This window comes from Methylobacterium sp. NPDC080182 (genome assembly GCF_050281105.1).
Lineage (GTDB): Bacteria > Pseudomonadota > Alphaproteobacteria > Rhizobiales > Beijerinckiaceae > Methylobacterium.
In genome coordinates, this window is the sequence record NZ_JBNNWO010000036.1 from 15,734 (window position 1) to 32,757 (window position 17,024).

15 protein-coding genes and 3 pseudogenes are annotated in these 17,024 nt (G+C 67.9%); 11 read left to right on the top strand and 7 right to left on the bottom strand.

The window, feature by feature from the left end; genetic code table 11:
• Positions 1-49: 49 nt before the first annotated feature.
• Both repC and ACQKQD_RS32475 read left to right on the top strand, forming a co-directional pair.
• Positions 50-1,204, top strand: a complete 1,155-nt coding sequence (repC, locus tag ACQKQD_RS32470) for a plasmid replication protein RepC (RefSeq protein WP_427510762.1) — start codon at positions 50-52, stop codon at positions 1,202-1,204.
• 55 nt (positions 1,205-1,259) lie between these two features.
• Positions 1,260-1,551 (top strand): annotated as a pseudogene (locus tag ACQKQD_RS32475) (IS701 family transposase); the annotation flags it as partial.
• 95 nt (positions 1,552-1,646) lie between these two features.
• Here ACQKQD_RS32475 and ACQKQD_RS32480 read toward each other — a convergent pair.
• The 4 genes and pseudogenes from ACQKQD_RS32480 to ACQKQD_RS32495 all read right to left on the bottom strand — a co-directional run bounded on the left by ACQKQD_RS32480 (position 1,647) and on the right by ACQKQD_RS32495 (position 6,574).
• Positions 1,647-3,203 carry an ISL3 family transposase gene (locus tag ACQKQD_RS32480; protein WP_427510772.1) on the bottom strand — a complete coding sequence of 519 codons (1,557 nt, stop codon included), beginning with the start codon at positions 3,201-3,203 and terminating at the stop codon, positions 1,647-1,649.
• A 148-nt stretch (positions 3,204-3,351) separates the two neighbouring features.
• On the bottom strand, positions 3,352-4,134 hold the full coding sequence (gene istB / locus ACQKQD_RS32485; RefSeq protein ID WP_170861908.1) for an IS21-like element helper ATPase IstB: 783 nt from the start codon (positions 4,132-4,134) through the stop codon (positions 3,352-3,354).
• Positions 4,134-5,372, bottom strand: a complete 1,239-nt coding sequence (istA, locus tag ACQKQD_RS32490) for an IS21 family transposase (protein ID WP_085986773.1) — start codon at positions 5,370-5,372, stop codon at positions 4,134-4,136. The genes istB and istA overlap by 1 nt, the downstream gene beginning before the upstream one ends.
• Positions 5,373-5,643: 271 nt before the next feature.
• Positions 5,644-6,574: pseudogene (locus tag ACQKQD_RS32495) on the bottom strand (transposase).
• A gap of 176 nt (positions 6,575-6,750) precedes the next feature.
• Between ACQKQD_RS32495 and ACQKQD_RS32500 the strand changes: the two are divergent.
• A complete protein-coding gene (locus ACQKQD_RS32500) occupies positions 6,751-6,978 on the top strand; it encodes a hypothetical protein (protein ID WP_427510763.1) in 228 nt (75 codons plus the stop codon).
• 64 nt (positions 6,979-7,042) lie between these two features.
• Complete coding sequence (locus tag ACQKQD_RS32505; RefSeq protein WP_427510764.1) at positions 7,043-7,297, top strand: hypothetical protein; 255 nt, start codon at positions 7,043-7,045, stop codon at positions 7,295-7,297.
• A 235-nt stretch (positions 7,298-7,532) separates the two neighbouring features.
• On the opposite strand, the gene ACQKQD_RS32510 is transcribed toward ACQKQD_RS32505, so the two are convergent.
• Together ACQKQD_RS32510 and ACQKQD_RS32515 are read right to left on the bottom strand one after the other, a co-directional pair.
• A complete protein-coding gene (locus ACQKQD_RS32510; protein WP_427510765.1) occupies positions 7,533-8,495 on the bottom strand; it encodes a hypothetical protein in 963 nt (320 codons plus the stop codon).
• A gap of 7 nt (positions 8,496-8,502) precedes the next feature.
• Positions 8,503-11,082, bottom strand: a complete 2,580-nt coding sequence (locus tag ACQKQD_RS32515) for a DUF3320 domain-containing protein (protein ID WP_427510766.1) — start codon at positions 11,080-11,082, stop codon at positions 8,503-8,505.
• 344 nt (positions 11,083-11,426) lie between these two features.
• On the opposite strand from ACQKQD_RS32515, the gene ACQKQD_RS32520 reads away from it, so the two are divergent.
• Complete coding sequence (locus ACQKQD_RS32520) at positions 11,427-11,612, top strand: hypothetical protein (RefSeq protein WP_427510767.1); 186 nt, start codon at positions 11,427-11,429, stop codon at positions 11,610-11,612.
• 120 nt (positions 11,613-11,732) lie between these two features.
• On the opposite strand, the gene ACQKQD_RS32525 is transcribed toward ACQKQD_RS32520, so the two are convergent.
• Positions 11,733-11,981, bottom strand: coding sequence for a DUF1289 domain-containing protein (locus tag ACQKQD_RS32525; RefSeq protein ID WP_427510773.1), 249 nt, complete (start codon positions 11,979-11,981; stop codon positions 11,733-11,735).
• A gap of 43 nt (positions 11,982-12,024) precedes the next feature.
• Between ACQKQD_RS32525 and ACQKQD_RS32530 the strand changes: the two genes are divergently transcribed.
• The 6 genes and pseudogenes from ACQKQD_RS32530 to ACQKQD_RS32555 form a co-directional block, all read left to right on the top strand.
• On the top strand, positions 12,025-12,303 hold the full coding sequence (locus ACQKQD_RS32530; RefSeq protein WP_238193862.1) for a metal/formaldehyde-sensitive transcriptional repressor: 279 nt from the start codon (positions 12,025-12,027) through the stop codon (positions 12,301-12,303).
• Positions 12,304-12,312: 9 nt separating this feature from the next.
• Positions 12,313-13,431: a nickel/cobalt efflux transporter gene (locus ACQKQD_RS32535; RefSeq protein ID WP_427510768.1), complete on the top strand. Its 1,119-nt coding sequence runs from the start codon at positions 12,313-12,315 to the stop codon at positions 13,429-13,431.
• A 76-nt stretch (positions 13,432-13,507) separates the two neighbouring features.
• Positions 13,508-13,717: pseudogene (locus tag ACQKQD_RS32540) on the top strand (heavy-metal-associated domain-containing protein); the annotation flags it as partial.
• A 79-nt stretch (positions 13,718-13,796) separates the two neighbouring features.
• The gene (locus ACQKQD_RS32545) at positions 13,797-14,264 is read left to right on the top strand and encodes a hypothetical protein (protein ID WP_427510769.1); all 468 of its coding nucleotides are present in this window, start codon (positions 13,797-13,799) and stop codon (positions 14,262-14,264) included.
• Between the two features lie 86 nt (positions 14,265-14,350).
• Positions 14,351-16,084, top strand: coding sequence for an efflux RND transporter periplasmic adaptor subunit (locus tag ACQKQD_RS32550; protein ID WP_427510770.1), 1,734 nt, complete (start codon positions 14,351-14,353; stop codon positions 16,082-16,084).
• A gap of 11 nt (positions 16,085-16,095) precedes the next feature.
• The coding region (locus tag ACQKQD_RS32555; RefSeq protein WP_427510771.1) for an efflux RND transporter permease subunit at positions 16,096-17,024 on the top strand (929 nt) is incomplete at its 3' end.

Consider the following 17,024-nt stretch of genomic DNA (forward strand, 5'->3'; position numbering starts at 1 on the left):
ACCCTGACGGGTGAACGATCCTGCTTTGCCTCCTAAAAGGAGGGTCAGGGTGGAGAGTGTTCATACCGGTGGACGGCCGCTTTCGCGCGCCGCTCTCGCCGGCCGAGGTCGTGCGCTCGATGAGGGGCGGACGATCTCCAGGCGCGAACTCGCGGGACACGCTCGTGATGCCGCGAAAGCGTTGCGCATGCGTCCTGCGTTACGTCAGGTCTTGGCGGAACTCGCGGCCGTTTGGGGTGAGCAGCCCTGGTCGCGACTCCTTGTTTGGCCGTCCAACGAACGGCTGTCGGAGCGCACAGGCCTGTCCGAACGAGCTGTGCGCTATGCGTTGCGCGATCTTATTCAGCTCGAAGTCGTAACCCCGAAGGATTCCGCAAACGGCAAACGCTATGCGATCCGCACTCCGGATGGCACGATCGTCGATGCCTTCGGCTTCGATCTTACACCGGTCGTCGCACGTGCCGGTGAATGGACCGAGCTTCTTCGGGCAATGGCAGCCGAAGAGGAAGTTAGGCGACGCTCCTTCGATCATCTCACGGTCTGCCGTCGTGCGGTCGCCGAAGCACTGGCGGGCTTGGCGGCGTCTTATCCTGAGACGTCGGTGCAGGATCTCACCGCTCAAGCAAGCGAATTGGAGACGCTCTCGCCAAAACGCAGATCCGGCCGCGATCTCACCGCACAGCTTCTCGACGCCTGGGGAGAATTACGGCTGCACGCAGAGGAACGGTTTATGATAGCCGCCTGTGCCGGCAAATCCCGCCCGCACTTAGAAACAAACAACGAATTATCCAGCGAGGCTTGTAAACAAGGCTTCCCGAAGGAAGCTGAGGCCGTTCGCCAAACCGAACGAATGGATATGCCTCTCGAAGCCGCGCTGATTGCTGAAGCTTGTCCCGTTGTGCACGATTTCGCACCTGGCCAGCCGCTTACTCCAGAAACGATCATGATTTTAGGTACGGACCTCCGGGCTTCGATCGGCGCCCATTCTTCAGCGTGGTCCGAGGCGTGTTCTGGGCTTGGGCGCCTGCGTGCTGCGGTAATGGTTTTGATCGTCGCTCAGCTTCACGAAGACGATGTCAGAAGTGGTGCGCATCGAATCCAGAATCCTGGAGGTTATTTCCGCAAGCTTGTGCGCTTGGCTATCGAAGGTCGCTATGATCTGTCTGCGGAACTTATGGGGATGCGGCGGCGGAGAATGATGTGATCGTCCTTATACATAAGCCGTTGCTTGCTTCTGGATCCGTAGGGCAAAGCGGGCTGCAGACCCGAGGCGGTGTGAACGGCAGGCGTGCCGCAGAGCAAGGTCAAAATTGCGTTGCGCAAACTCGCCTACCTCCGAACCGAGGATGTGCGCTTCGGCTCGGATCTGGCCGATGCTGGCGGCGCCTGCAGCGCACGTCTCAGGTCAGGCCTCGACGCGCGCGGCCCGGCCTGAGCGGTGGGGATCGCCAAAAACCAGAAGGTCTACGATCCCAAAGTGCCGCTGGTGGAGCCGGGCAGGCGCACAAACCCGTGCCCGATCAGGAGCGCCGCGAGGTCGAATCGGTTCTATTTATCAAGCGACATCCGGAACTGGTTCTTCCGCATGTTCGGTGCTGACGGTAGGAGGTGCTCTGTCTGGTTTGTCGGGCGGGTTCTGGTCCGCCTCATGCGGCGTGTAGGACGCGCTGCCGGAGCAGGTCGAGCCCGGCGCGGCCGTACATGGAGCGCTTGATCAGCTTCAGGCGGTTCACCTGCCCCTCGACCGATCCGTTGCTCCACGGCTCGCCGATGGCCGCGTGGACAGCGGCCTCGTCCTGCCGCAGCCCGGCGACGAAGCCGCCGAGTTCACTGGCGGCGGCCGCCTCTAGCCACGGCTTCAATGCGGCCGGATCGCGAGCGCGCAGGATTGCCCCGAAGCTGCGTACCCGCTCGGCCGCGGCCTGCAGCCTGGGCGCAAGACCACACAGCGCTACGATGAAGCGGCGATCCGCAGGCGGGAGGCTGGCCGGATCGCTTGTCAGGCATCGCGCGATGCGGCGTGTCGACGGGATGCGGGCCGAGGGCGGTCGGGTTGGAAGGCCCCGACGCCGTCGCTTCGCCCAGCGCTGGACGATCTCGTAGCCGCCCTCGAAGCCGGTGGCGCGAAGCTCGCGATACAGGCTCGCCGCGTTGTGCTGACCGTCCTGCCAGCGCGCCTCGACAAAGCGCAGATAAGCATCGAGCCGGCTTGGGGTCGGTGCCCGGCGATAGGGCATGAACGCCCCCACGCGCAGCCAGCGTCGTACGCTGTTGCGGGAGGCGCCGAGCGTGCGCGCGATCGTCTTGATCGCCACGCCCTCACCGTGCAGGCGTAGCGCCGCCTCGCAGCGCTGTCGCCGCCGGCCGCCACCGTGCCCAGTATCCTGCTCCGGAGGCGGGTCAGCAGGAGCGAGCGCGACGATGGCGGCTGGAGCGTCTTGGAACGCTGCCTGGCGGGCGGCCGCCCGGATTTCTGCCTGATGCCGCTCGACGAGTGAACGCAGCGCCTCGGAAGCGTTGACGAGAAGGTGCCAGCGGTCCGCGACCTGGATCGCCTGCGGCGCGCCGAGCCGCGCTGCCTCGGCGTACGGCCCTGCTCGATCTCGGCTGACGACGGCGATGTCGGGATGCGCAGCGAGCCAATCCCGCACGGGCTCGCAGGCGCGGCCGGGCAGGAGATCAAGGACGCGACCCCGTTCCAGATCGCAGACGATTGTGCCGTAGCGCCGGCCCCGCCGCCAAGCCCAGTCGTCGATCCCGACCACACGCGCGGACGCGCACCCTGCGCTCTTGCAACGGCGGATCAGCCGCAGGACGGTGTCGCCGCTGACCGGCATGGCAAGCCGTCGCGACAGGCGGGCGCCGGCCTCGCCGCCGAGCGCCATGCCGATATCGGTCTGCGCCTCGGCCAAGCGATCGCTGCGCTGTGCCCTCGCACGGGCGAGGCCGGGAACAGGCTCGGCAAAGATGCGGCCCGGACAATGGCTGCAGCGGAAGCGGCGCACCTTCACCCGCCACGTGACCGAGCGATCCTGCCAGGGCAGGTCCTGGAGGGTTCGCCAGTACGAGCTATGCACCCGGGCCGACCATCGCCCACACTGCGGGCAGGCTGCGCGGGCTGCGGTCGTCCTGGCCGTGATCGTCAGCGCATCGGCGTCCAGCGCAAGCTCGTCGACCTGCACACCTTCTGGAACCGAGGGCAATAACGGGTTCGAGATCCGCATCGCGCTCTCCCTCCGCCACCCAAGGGATCAACGCTTCACAAGGCGCTCAGCACCGAACATGCGGAAGAACCCCGGAACTGACCCCTTCGCGTCATGAGGATCTGACCCCCATGCTAATTTCCCACGCCTAGACGGGTGTGGGTTGGGGGACCGCAGCCGCCTTTTGCAGGAGGCCGCTGCGACGCTTCTCACGAAGCCGGTAGCTGTCGCCGCGGATGGTGACGACGTGGCTGTGGTGCAGCAGCCGATCGAGGATCGCGGTGGCCACCACCGCATCGCCGAACACGCTTCCCCACTCGCCCACCGCCCGGTTCGAGGTCACCAGCATCGCGCCCCGCTCGTAGCGGCGGCTGACGAGCTGGAAGAACAGATGCGCGGCATCGGGCTCGAACGGCAGATAGCCGAGCTCGTCGATGATCAGCAGTTTCGGCTTGGCGTAGTGCGTCAGCCGCTCCTCCAGCCGACCCTCAGCATGCGCCTTGGCCAGCTGCGCCACGAGCGTCGTGGCCGGGGTGAACAGCACGCCATAGCCGGCCACAATCGCCGCGCGCCCGATCGCCACCGCCAAGTGCGTCTTGCCCACACCGGGCGGCCCGAGGAACAGCACCGCCTCGCCATTGGCGATGAAGCGGCCGGTGGCAAGTTCACGGATCTGCGCCTTGTCCAGCGAGGGTTGGGCGCCGAAGTCGAAGCCGGTCAGGTCCCGCACGAAGGGGAAGCGAGCCAGACCGAAGGCCATGTCGATGCGGCGCTGGTCACGCCGAGCGACCTCGCGCTCGCAGAACAGGGTCAGCGCCTCACGGATCGTCAGTTCGCCCCGGCCGGCCTCGTCGATCAGGCTATCGAGCTGATCGCGCATGGCCGTCAGCTTCAGGCGGTCGAGCAGCAGGGTGAGGTGGTCATGGTCCATCAGAAGCCTCCCCCGGCGACCGCCTCGTACTCGGCCAGCGGCCGCAACAGCGCCGGCGGCATGATGGGCGACGGGTCGAGCCGGTGAGCCGGTCGCTCTCGGCTACCCACAAGCCCGGCCAGATGGGCATCGTCGACGACACGGCCGTGGCGCCCCTTCAACGCGGCGTGCACGGCGACCTCACGTCCGCCGTGGTGGACGCGCACCACCGCTCCGCTCACGGTGACGCGAACCCGCTCGCCGATCAGCCGCCACGGCACCGAGTAGGCGTTGCCGTCGACGCTGACCGCGCAGTCTGCCCCGACCCGGCGCACGAGATCGCGCGCGGCGGAGAACGGCGGCACGCCCGCCAGGGGCTGCAGCGCCCGGGCCTCGTCCCGGGCGAACCGCGCGCCCGGCGCCTCACCGGTCGTGCCGTGCGCGCGCCGGTCGGCCACATCCCGCGTCCAGGCATCGAGATGCGCCTCCAGGGCGGCAAAGCTCGCGAAGCGGTGGCCGGCCACAGCGTTCCTTTTGACGTAGCCGACGCCGCGCTCGTCCTTGCCCTTCGTGCGCGCCCGGTACGGGGCGCAGGCCCGCACTCGGAAGCCCCAATGCCGGGAGAAGGCGTGCAACCGCGGATGCAGGATGACCTCGCGGCTGATCGGGTCATGGTGCAGGACCAGCGCGCGGGCATTGTCGAGCAGCACCTCACGCGGCACACCGCCGAACGCCTGGAAGGCGCTCTCCAATCCGGCGAACCAGTCCTCCTGCCGCTCGTGGCCGAAGGCGCGCACGTGCAGTCGACGCGAGTAACCGAGCGTCGCAACGAACAGCGAGACCCGGGTTGGCACACCGCCGATCTCGATCCGCCGCTCGCCGAAGTCGATCTGCATCTGCTCGCCTGGCCGCGTCTCGAACCGCACGCTCGCCCGCGCGGCGATCACCAGGTCCCGCCGCAACGGCGCCACAGCCCGTTCCACGGTGCGCAGGCTGACGTGGATGTCCTTCTCGTTGGCGAGGTCCTGGCGCACGACGTCGGCGTTGCCGGCATGCTGCCGGAAGCGTTCGGCCAACCAGTCCGTCAAGCCGTCGAGCCGCTTCGATCGTGAAGGCGTTTTAGAGGAACGCCAATCACCCTGACGGAGCCAGTGCTTGACCGTGTTCTTCGAACAGCCGAGCTCGGTCGCGATCCGCTTGGCACCCCAGCCCAGCGCCTTCAGCCGCACCATCGCCGATACGTCGTCCGGCGTCTTCATCTCGGCCCTCCGCGGATCGTCCATCCGCTGAAGAGCCTGATCTTCGTTCCTGATCATCTCGACCTCCTCGCTCATCGAGGGGGTCAGGTCCTCATGGCGTCAGGGGGTCAGTTTGCCGTGTCGCCTGACACCATTGCCATCCGGCCTCCACCTGCTGTTGACCGACCTCTCCATCCCCCGCCACCTTCTCAGACTTTGCGTCGCGGCCGCGGATGCGGCCCTTCCGCATGAGGAGGCCGGGACGGTCGCGGCAACCGGCTAGTGCACTGACTCAGACGGATGGTTCAGGGGCTCGGCTGACGGCTGCGAGGATATCGGTGGCGGGCTTGGTCCAGACGAAAGGCCTGGCGCGCCGGTTGTGCTCGGCGGTGTAGCGTTTGATCGCCGCCTGCAGATCGACGACGCCGGTGAAGGAGCCTCGCCGCAGCCGACGACGGGCCAGCGTTGAGAAGAAGCCCTCGACCGCGTTGAGCCACGAGGCCGAAGTCGAGGTGAAGTGGAACGTCCAGCGCGGGTACGGGGCGAGCCAGGCGCGCACCTTCGGATGTTTGTGGGTGGCGACGTTGTCGAGGATCGCGTGGATCGCCTTGCCGGGCGGAGCGGTGCCCGCCAGTAGGTCGAGGGCGGCAAACAGCGTCGTGGTGTAGTGACGGGTATAGTCGTGTGTCTGGGCGGCGGGATGGCCGAGGGCAAGCGGACGGTCGGGGCGGGTCCGCTCCAGCGTCTGGATCTGGCTCTTCTCGTCGATGGACAGCACCACCGCGTGGGTGGGTCCATGTAGAGGCCGACGACGCGGGCACCCATCGATCAGGTTCGATGGGTGCCCGTCTTCGACCTTGGCGGCGAAGGCCGGGTCGCGCGAGCGCTTGAACGTACGCAGTCGATGCGGTTGGAGGCGGTGAGCCTGTCAGATCCGCTGCACGGCGCGCAACGAGATCCTGACCGCCCGCGCCACGGCCCGGCCGGTCCAGTGGGTGACCTCGCCCGGCGGCTCCGAGCAGGTCAGCACCAGGACCTCGGCCACCGTCTCGGTCGAATGGTGGCGGCATGCCGGGCGGACGCGTCTTGCCGCGCGGCAGACCTTCGACGCTCGCCCGCCGGGCCACATCTTGGACGCTTAGACGCTCGGCTGAGAGCAGGACGATGCGGGCACGTTGGATATGTTTGAGTGGGCGGGAGCTCAACGCAACGGTGGACGCCATCGTCGCTCTGTTCGAGGCAGAGGACTGGCCGCGTCGGAGCGATGGCGTCCTCGGTCGCGCGTCATATCGTTTTCATCGATATCGACTATCGATCTGATCTGTTTGAATGATGGTGCGGTGCGGCGCATCTTCCTTTCACGAACCGGGGTAGCCCCGGAGCACAAGGGAAGATCACGATGACCATTCGCACCCTCATCCTCGCCGCCCTCGCCGCCCTCGCCGTCGTGCCGGCCCTCGGCTCGGCCGTCGCCGACGAGCGGATCGATTTCACGCCGCCACTCTACCGCGAGCAGGCGCGCCCGACGGCTGCTGTACGCCAGGCGTCGGAGATTACGACGACCCCTAGCCTCGTTCGCGCCGCCCCGGAGGCCCCGCGCCGCCTCATTGAGGCAGCGGCTCGCTAAAGCGTGAGCGAACGGACTTTCGCAGCGCACGTTGAGTGCCGAAATCTCAACTTCGAGATACACGATGCGTGCGCCGACGATTGCTTCTGTACTTGCTCTCACGGCCGTCGCCGGCCTTGGACAGGCTGAGGCCAAGGGCTGCCTGAAGGGCGCTGTGGTGGGTGGCCTAGCCGGTCACATGGTGGGCCACGGATTCGCCGGTGCGGCTGCGGGTTGCGCCATCGGTCATCACCGCGCGAACCGCGACACGACCACCACCACGGTGCAGACCTCGACGGGTATGGCCACCACGACCACCACGTCCTCGCGCTCGTACTGATCGCGGCCAGACGGCTCGTTGTCGGGAAGGGGCCTCGGCTAATCGCCGGGGCCCCTTCGTTTGGGCGACCTCGCTGACCTATTGTCAGAACTGTCGGTTGTGTCCGCCCACTCCTCGGTTTTGGGGTACGACGGTCGGGCCAGAGAGGCTTGCTCGATCCTGAGTCTCTGACAATAGGGCCGCTAGGGACAAAGGCCCGGTTGTTGAGCCGCGCCCGCTTAAACCCAACAGCGGCCTATCTCTGTTTGAATCCGACGACCACGTCGTTTTCGACGACGACACGGTTCTTGAAGCGGTTTTTTCCAGTCTGACCGTACTTCCAGGTCTCGGTCGTCCGGGTTTTGTAGACCTCACGGTCACGATCGACCGGTCTTCCCCACGAGTCGGTCAACATCTCTGCGGTCATGCCCTGCCACATCTCGGCTGCCATGATCCGGTCGACGATTGAGGCGTCGCCATACTTCGCCATCAAGCGGTCGTAGCGGCGCTTCCTGGCTCGACGTTTGGCCGCTTCGCGCAATACGAAAACACTGATCACCAGCGCGACGAACCCACCGAGGGCTGACCCTCCCCCTCCTGATTGGTCCGTCGTGGTGGATTTCGGGTCCGACTGAGCGGCTGTCGTACTCATCATCGGTGCAGGTGCAGGCGCGGGTGCCGCGTTCGCTTGGCGGGCCCGTTGCCACATCGCGTCGACTTCGCGCTTCTCGCGCTCTTCAGCCTCACGCTTGGCCTGCTCGGCGCTCTGATCGAAGGGCTTCGGAGCCGGCTGGGCGACCTGGAAGACAGGGTTCGATTGTTGTGCGGCAGCAGCGCGTTCCGCGGCTTCCGAAGCGCGGCGCGCGAGTTCGGGACCGATCCGTTTTTGGATGGCCCGCACGAGGTCCGGGAGATAGGGCCGTTGGAAAAAAGCCTCGCCGTAGCCGGGATAGTAGACTTGGTCATGCGCCGCGATCATCGCGTCGACTTCGTCGGCGCATCGACGCATGGGCTGAGCGAGAGCGGCCCGGAACTGCCCGGGCCTCGTCGCGCCCTCGATGCCGGGCTCGTTCAGGGTCTCACGTGCGATGCAGTCGGTCGCCTCTCGGATTGACGGCAAGACGAGCCGTCTACGCCGTGGATCGTCCTGAACACCTTGTGCGACCGCAGCCTCGAAGCTGCCGAGCAAAACTAGAGTCGTGGCGATCCCGACGCGCATCCCCGTCTCACGACACGGCTGACTGGCGGGCGAGTTCGCTTGCCTTCTCGAACCGAGACCGCGCGGACGCTTCGATGCGTGACAGCCCGAGACGCTGACCGATCATCCTCGCGCGCTCCGCTTCAGAGGCGTTGGATGGCAGGGTCGTCGCGATCCCGACGAGTTCCGGCATGGGCGTGTCGGTGTGACTGCGGACGGTCGCGTCGGCCGGGCGGTATGGATAGCTCGTCCTGGGCTCCTTGCCACGCGGCCACAGAAGGGGACGTCCCTCATCGTCGGTTCGCGCGATGGCCGCATCGATCCGGGCAGCGATAGCCTCTCGCACGAGAGGACCGACGCGCTGGAGGCCATGAGCGCGAGCGATGCGCCGAATAAGCAACTCCTCGTAGATCGGCCCTTCCACGACGAGGACATGGTCGACCATGGCGCTGAGAGTCGGGCGATAGGAGGCATCGTAGAAACGGCCAGGTTCGACCGGCCGTTCCAAGTCCTTCAGATCCGCGATCCTGTAGTCCCGCACGTCGTCATGAGCTTCCGGCCTCGCGGCTGGCTGCGTGGTCGACGTGGCCTGATCCGCATAGCGGCGCTGTGGAAGCGGCTCGTTGATGGGCTCCGGATCATTCGCCGGTTCGCTCGGCGTGTCCGCGACGGGGGAAGCGCTCTCGGGCTCCGGCGTCGGTTCATCGCCTCCGTGCTCGACCGCCTCGGGTTCAACAGCCACGTCGATGGGCGCTACCGGCGCAGCCTTGGCGCGATCGGCTTCGAGGTCCTCGACCAGGCGCTGATCGAGCTTGGCGAGCGCGCCCTCGGCGTCCATCCACCATTCCGTGCTCCAGACCCGGCGGATACGCCAACCGAGGTCGGTCAGCACGTGCTCGCGCAGGCGGTCGCGGTCCCGCGCGGTGGCCGAGCTATGGTAGGTCGCGCCATCGCATTCGACGCCGGCGAGGTAGCGCCCGGGAGCGTCGGGGTGGACGATGCCGAGATCGATCCGGAAACCGGAGACGCCGATCTGCGTGTGGACGGTCCAGCCTCTGGCTTCGAGTCCCGCCATCACTGCTGCTTCGAACGGGGATTCGACATCGCCCCCGGTCGGCGCGAAGGCTTCGGCCAGCGCCCGCGCGCCGCGGTCGGCGAATTCGAGGAAGTGCTTGAAGTCGCGGACACCTCGCGCCCGCGTGCGGCCCAGATCAATCTGCTCAGGCCTCATAGAGGCGAACACGACGAGTTCACGCCGGGCGCGGGTGATGGCGACGTTCAGGCGGCGGTGGCCGCCGTCCTTGTTGAGCGACGACACCGTGCTGACCGGACGCCCGCTCTGATCCGGGCCGACCGCGACCGAGAAGATAATGGCGTCGCGCTCGTCGCCCTGCACGTTCTCGAGGTTCTTCACGAACACCGGCTCGTGCCAGCGGTCTTTGTCGAAAAAGGGCTCCAGGTCGGGATAGGACCGCCGCTGCTCGTCGAGAAGGTTCTCGATCAGGCGTTGCTGCTCGCCGTTGAAAGTGACGATGCCGAGCGAGCGCCGCTCTTCGGCAAAGCTCGGATCGCGCAGGCGACGCACGATGTCCGCGACCACGGCGCGGGCCTCGGGCCGGTTCACGCGGCCCGCCCCACGCTCGTAGACCCCATCCGGCACGAGGGTGAGCCGGACGGCCCGGTCGTCGGTCACGGGCGACGGGAACGTCACGAGCCGCCCCCCGTAGTACCGGTTGTTCGAGAAAGCGATCAGGCTCTCGTGGCGGCTGCGATAGTGCCAGTCGAGGTTCCGTCGCGGGATGTTGGCGGCCAGGCATTCGTCGAGGATCGACTCCTGATCCGTGACATCGCTCCCATCCTCAATGTCGTCGACGCCGCGGTCGCCGACGTTGGTCGGCGGCAGCTGCTCGGGGTCGCCGACGATGACGACCTGCTTCGCCCGGGCGAGCGCGCCGACCGCGTCCCAGGGCGAGATCTGCGAGGCCTCGTCGAAGATGACGACGTCGAACGGCTCCTTGTCGGGCGGCAGGTACTGCGCGATCGAGAGCGGGCTCATCATCACGCAGGGGGTGAGCTTGGTCAGGGCCGTCGGCATCCGACCGAACAGCTTCCGCAACGGCATGTGCGCCGTCTTCTTGGTTAGCTCGTGCGAGAGCGTGCCCCATTCCGGGTCGGCCCCGAAGGCGGTCGCTCCGGGGATGCTGCCGCCGAGGCGCGAGCGGACGACCTGCTTCGAGAGTTCGGTGACGCGGGCATCGGCGGCGCGGAAGCGCTGAATGGCATCCTGGTGCCGCTCAGGCAGAAAGCGCCGGAGCACAGGATCGTCGCTGACAACGCGGTCGATCCACCAGCGCGCATAGGCGGCCTCGAAAGCAGTCTCGGCGCGGTCAGAGGCGACGCGGCCATCCTCCAGGGCGTCGATCAGCGGTGTAAGACCGGTCTGACGCGCATTCTGGGCGGCGGACTGCCACGCGCACCACCCTTGGGCGCGTCCAAGCCCCGACGACCACCGTCGGACGAGCGCGAGGCTCTGTTCGATCCAGTCGGCGTCGGCGGCCAACGGCTCCTCGGGATCGGCGCGCCCGGCCAGGACGCCGAGCGCCTTCATCGCTTCGTTTGCCCGGGACCGGTCTTGCGCGAAGGCGGCATAGCTCTGCGCGATGCGCCCACCGTCGACCAGTGCACGGCCCTATCAGGAAGTCGCTGTCGGGCTGGATCATAAGCCGGCTCAGTGGCTTAGGCCAGTCTCGCCCTGGTCCCCGACGGTTTCACGCCGGGCCCGATAGGCATCCGGGCAAGGTCGCGAGGAGCCACCGGCCGATCTGATCGAGATATCAACAGCACATCGAGCCGCCGCGGTCCATCCCGGCGTGCCGCCATGCGTCGAAAACTTGTTAACCTAAGATCGGATGCGCACATCCTCCGCGGCCAAGGTGGCCGCAGGAGAGTTCGATGGGCACGAGGAAGACGCCGGGCAGCAGCTCCGGAAACGACGGTGGGATCTACCGCGAGGAAGGTCCGCGCGGCGGCAAGCGCGAGAACTACGCGACGGTCCCGGACAACACCCGGTTCCCGCCGACCACCACGCCGGGCGCCGGATGGGTGCCCGTGAAGCGCACCCCGGACAGCAAGCGGTGAGAACGTCGACGCGCCGCGACGTACGGGAGCGGATGTCGCGGCGCCCCCGAATGAATTGGCGATCGCGATCTTCGCAGGACCCAAGGCCGGCCCGAGGTCGACCTCAGCCACTGGCGACCTTCACCAATCGTCGGAGCGGCCCGGACCGCGCGTTCCACCGACCGGCCCTACGCGGCGCGGGAGTTCACGGGCGAGGGCTGTCCGTCGAAAAGGTGTCATCTTCCGCCACGCCCGGATCTCGGGGACGGTACGGCCGCAGCCGAGACACCAGCCTGTACGCCCGTCCCACTGGCAGACCCCGATGCAGGGGGCGTCCTTCTTCATGGTACGGCTCCTCAAGCCCCACGGCATAGATGCCGCTGGACACATATAGGGTACCCCCCTATATATCCAAACGACGAGGAAGCCTGCGATGGCCCATACGATCAAGGAAAAGACCAAGCTCCTGGCGCGGGTACGCCGGATCAAGGGACAGGCGGAGGCGGTAGAGCGGGCCCTGGAGGCCGAACTCGGCTGCGCCGACGTCCTGATGCTGGTCGCCTCGATGCGCGGGGCCATCAACGGGCTGACCGCCGAACTGATGGAAGACCACATCCGCCATCACGTCGTGAACCCGGACGCCGAGCCGGATGCAGAGCGCGCCCGGGGCGCGGCCGAGCTGATCGAGGTGGTGCGAACCTACCTGAAATGACGGCCGCCGATGACTTCCTTGCCTGACCTGCTCCAGCAGGGGACCGCGCACGCTTGGCTGTTCGTGCCGAGCGCGATCCTGCTCGGCGCGCTGCACGGCCTGGAGCCCGGCCATTCCAAGACGATGATGGCCGCTTTCATCATCGCCGTCCGGGGCACGGTTACGCAGGCGGTCCTGCTCGGCCTAGCGGCAACGCTGTCGCACACGGCGGTCGTGTGGGTCATCGCGCTGGGCGGTCAGTATCTCGGCCAGCAATGGGGCGGCGAGGCCTCCGAGCCTTACTTCCAGCTTGCCTCGGCGATGCTGATCGTCGGCATCGCGCTCTGGATGGCCTGGCGAACCTGGCGGGAGCAGCACCACGACCATCACCATCACGACGAGGCGAAGCACGTCACGACCGGGACCGGCCTCCTGACGCTGGAGGTGTTCGAGGACGGCGTGCCGCCGCGCTGGCGGGTGCGTGCGGAGCGTGGCGACCTGCCGTCAACAGGCGACCTCCTGATCGAGACGGTCCGCCCGGACGGGAGCCGGCAGGCGTTCACCTTCGCCAACGGCGGCGACTTCCTGGAGAGTTTGGAGACGATCCCGGAGCCGCACGCCTTCACGGCGAGGGTTCGCCTGATGGAACCTGCGGGAGACGAGACCTACGAGGTCGCGTTCGAGGATCACGACCATGACCACGAGCACATGAACCTCGGCGACGAGGACGACGCCCATGCCCGCGCCCATGCCGCCGACATCCGCCGCCGCTTCTCGGGCCGGCAGGTGACGACTGGCCAAATCGTGATGTTCGGCCTGACGGGGGGCCTGATCCCGTGCCCGGCGGCGATCACGGTCCTGCTCCTGTGCATTCAACTGAAGCAATTCAGCCTGGGTTTCGCGCTCGTGGTCTGCTTCAGCGTCGGCCTGGCGCTGACGATGGTCTCAGCCGGCGTCATCGCGGCGCTCAGCGTCAGGCACCTGGCCTCGCGCTGGTCCGGGTTCGGTACTTTCGCGCGCCGTGCCCCCTACGCCTCGGCCGCCCTCATCGTCCTGGTCGGCCTCTACACCGGCTGGCTCGGCTGGGAAGGTATCCGGCATGGCAACCAGGACCACGCCACCGCATCGACCCCGGCCTCCCCGACCTGACGGCGTTTCTTCAGCCCTTGACCTTCCCACGATGGGAAGCCCCATCTCATCCGGACGTCATCCGAGGGAGAGCGTCATGGTCCGCTTGAAGGTCGAAAAGATGGGATGCGGCGGGTGCGCCAAGTCGGTGACCCGAGCCGTTCAGGCCATCGAGCCCAACGCCCGGGTCGAGATCAACCTCGGTGCGAAGCTCGTCACGGTATCCGGCGCGACCGCCCCGGCCGAAGGGATTGCCCGGGCCATCACCGCCGCCGGTTTCCCGGCGGAGGCCATGTTCGCGGCGGCCTGTGCCGGCACCCACGCAACCAAAAATCACACGTCGGCATTCATAGTCCCGCCACCCGAACCGGTGTAATCCCGTACCCATGAGCCCGAACCGGCAGATCCTGCGCCTGATGGCGGCGATGATCCTCGCGATCATCGCCTACGTCGCGCCGTCCGCCGTTCAGGCCCACGAGGGCCACACGCACCACGGCCACCACATGGCCGCGGCGCAGCCGAAGGCCGTCGATCCGGTCGTCGCGACCACGACCGTGCCGGCGAGGGCCGCAGCCAGGGCCGAGGCGCCGGCGTGGTTCCCGGCGTGGTCCAAGGTCGTGCTCCCCGCCGTCGAGGCAGCACGCATCGAACCGACCGAGGACGGCTGCTGCCGCCCCGGATGTAATACGCGCTGCTGCGGAACGATGACCTGCTGTACTACCGGCGTCCTCGCGGGTCCGGTCGGCTTGTCCGTGGACCTGTTCGGCGCCGTCACGCTGGTCCCGTCCGATGTCGCCAGCCGCGTTGGCATCGGCCCCGAGGCCCTTCCCGAGCCCCCACGAACCCTCGCGTGAGATGAGGCGCGCCTGAGGCGCGCGACGCCCGGATTGCGCCCGCGTTCGGCGCCTCCCGGACATCCCTCCACGAGGATATCCTTCCCATGTCGACCCGTTTTGCCGCCGCCTTGTGCGCGGTGGCGCTGCTTGCCGCCGTCCTGGCGGGCTCAGCCCTCGCCCACGAGGGGCATGACCACGGCGCCGCCCAGCCGCCCGTCTCGAAGACGATCGCCCCGCGCGGCGAGGCCCTGTCGGACGCCTTCGAACTCGTCGCTATCCCGCGCGACGGAACCCTGACGCTGTTCCTCGACCGGTTCCGGACGAACGAGCCGGTAATCGGTGCGACGGTCGAGGTCGAGACGCCCGAGGGCCCGAAGTCCGCAACCGCCACGTCCGATGGTGGCTACGCGCTGCCGGCACTGTGGTTGTCGAAGCCCGGGCGGCACGAGTTCGCCATTACCGTCACGGCTGGCTCCGACGTCGACGTCCTGCCTGTCGCGGTCACCATGCCCGACCCGAAATCAGTCGCGGCCACCGGACCGTCGAGGCCGGCTCCGGAGCGGGCGGCCCTGACGCGCGTGTCCGAGGCCGCTCATGGTGCAAGGGAGCGGCTTGCCAGCAAGGACCCGACCTTGATGGGCGCGGTGGCCGTCGCCTTCCTGCTCGGCGTACTGGTGACCGCCTTGGCGCGCGGCCGCCGCGGGATGCCCGCCCTGGCTCTCTTCGCCATCGGCATCACGCTCGTCATCGGAACCGCCGCCTTCGCCCACGGCGACGAGGATCACGGCGAGCCGGTCCAGGGCGCGGCCTTGACCGAGCCGCGCGCCCCCGGCTCCTCCGACCTCGCCCAGCGCCTGCCCGACGGGTCCGTGTTCGTGCCCAAGCCGACACAGCGCCTGCTCGTCCTGCGTACGGCCATGACCGAGCAGGGCCGCTTCCACCGCACGGTCGAACTGCCCGGACGCATCATTCCGGACCCCAACGCCAGCGGCGTCGTGCAGTCCTCTGTCGGCGGGCGGTTGGCGCCGCCGGCCTCGGGGCTGTTCCCGCGCCTCGGCACCAAGGTGCGCAAGGGCGACGTGCTCGCCACGGTGACGCCGCCGATCCAGGCGGTCGACGCCTCTGACATGCGTCAGACGCAAGGTGACCTCGACCAGCAGATCTCCATCGTCGAGCGCCGGGTCGACCGCTACAGGCGCCTTGCCACGACCGCGGCCGTGCCTCAGAGCCAGCTTGAGGACGCGGTCGCCGAGCTTAAGGGCCTGCAGGACCGCCGTGCGGCCCTCGATAAATTCCGCCAGCAACCCGAGCCCTTGGTGGCCCCCGTCGACGGCGTCGTCGCGCAGGCCGCGGCCGTGGCCGGCCAGATGGCCAGTCCCGGGCAGATGGTCTTCCAGATCGTCGACCCGAACCGCCTCTGGGTCGAGGCGCTCAGCTTCGACGCCCTGACCCCGGCGCAGGACGCGACCGCGCGGCTCGCCGACGGACGCACCCTGAAGCTCGCCTACCAGGGCTCGGGGCTCGCCGACCGCAACCAAGCCATTCCGGTTCAGTTCGCCGTCCAAGGTGACGCCTCGGGCCTGCGGGTCGGGCAGTTCGTCACCGTGCTGGCCAGGACCGACACCGAGCAGGCCGGCCTGGCGCTGCCGCGCGCGGCGGTCGTGCGGGCCGGCAACGGGCAGGACGTCGTCTACGAGCACACCACCGCCGAGCGCTTCGAGGCGCGGCCGGTCCGCGTCGAGCCCCTCGACGGCGGCCGGGTGCTGGTGGCGGAGGGGATCGGGCCCGGCAAGCGGGTCGTGACGCAGGGCGCCGAACTCCTCGACCAGGTCCGCTGAGGGATCCGCCGATGTTCACCTTCCTCGTCGGACAATCGGTCCGCAATCGCCTGCTCGTCCTCGCGCTCGCGGCGGTGCTGGTACTCTACGGCGCCTTCACCGCGACCAAGCTGCCGGTCGATGTCTTCCCCGACCTCAACAAGCCGACCGTCACCATCATGACGGAGGCCGAGGGGTACGCGCCCCAGGAGGTCGAGCAACTCGTCACCTATCCGATCGAGACCCGGATGAACGGCCTACCCGGGGTAAGCCGGGTGCGCTCGGTTTCCGGGGGGGGCCTGTCCATCACCTACGTCGAGTTCGATTGGGGCACGGACATCTACCGGAACCGGCAGCAGGTCGCGGAGCGCCTCGCCCTGGTGCAGGACCAGCTCCCGCGCGGCGTCACGCCGGTGATGGGCCCGATCTCCTCGATCATGGGCCAGATCCTGCTGGTGGCGGTCACGGGCGACACCGCGAGCCCGATGCAGGTGCGCGAGGTCGCCGACTTCACCATCCGGCCGCGGCTGCTGAACATCCCGGGCGTCGCGCAGGTCATCCCCATCGGCGGCGAGGTGCGCCAGTTCCGCGTCAGCCCGAACCCGGCCGCCATGCGCGCGCTCGCCGTCACGAACGCGCAGCTCGAAACCGCGCTCGCCCAGTTCGGTACCAACGCCGGCGGCGGCTTCACCGACCAGAACGCGCGCGAGTACCTGATCCGGAACATCGGCCGGACCATGAGCCTCGACGACCTGCGCAGCCTGGTGGTCGCGACGGTCAACGACGCGCCCGTCTACCTGAGGCAAGTCGCCGAGGTCTCGTTCGCCGCGAAGGTGAAGCGCGGCGACGCCGGCTACATGGCGCGACCCGCGGTCATCGTCTCGGTCGAGAAGCAGCCGGACGTCGACACGGTGCGGCTCACCCGCAGCATCGAGGCCGCCCTGAAGGAGATGGGACCGAC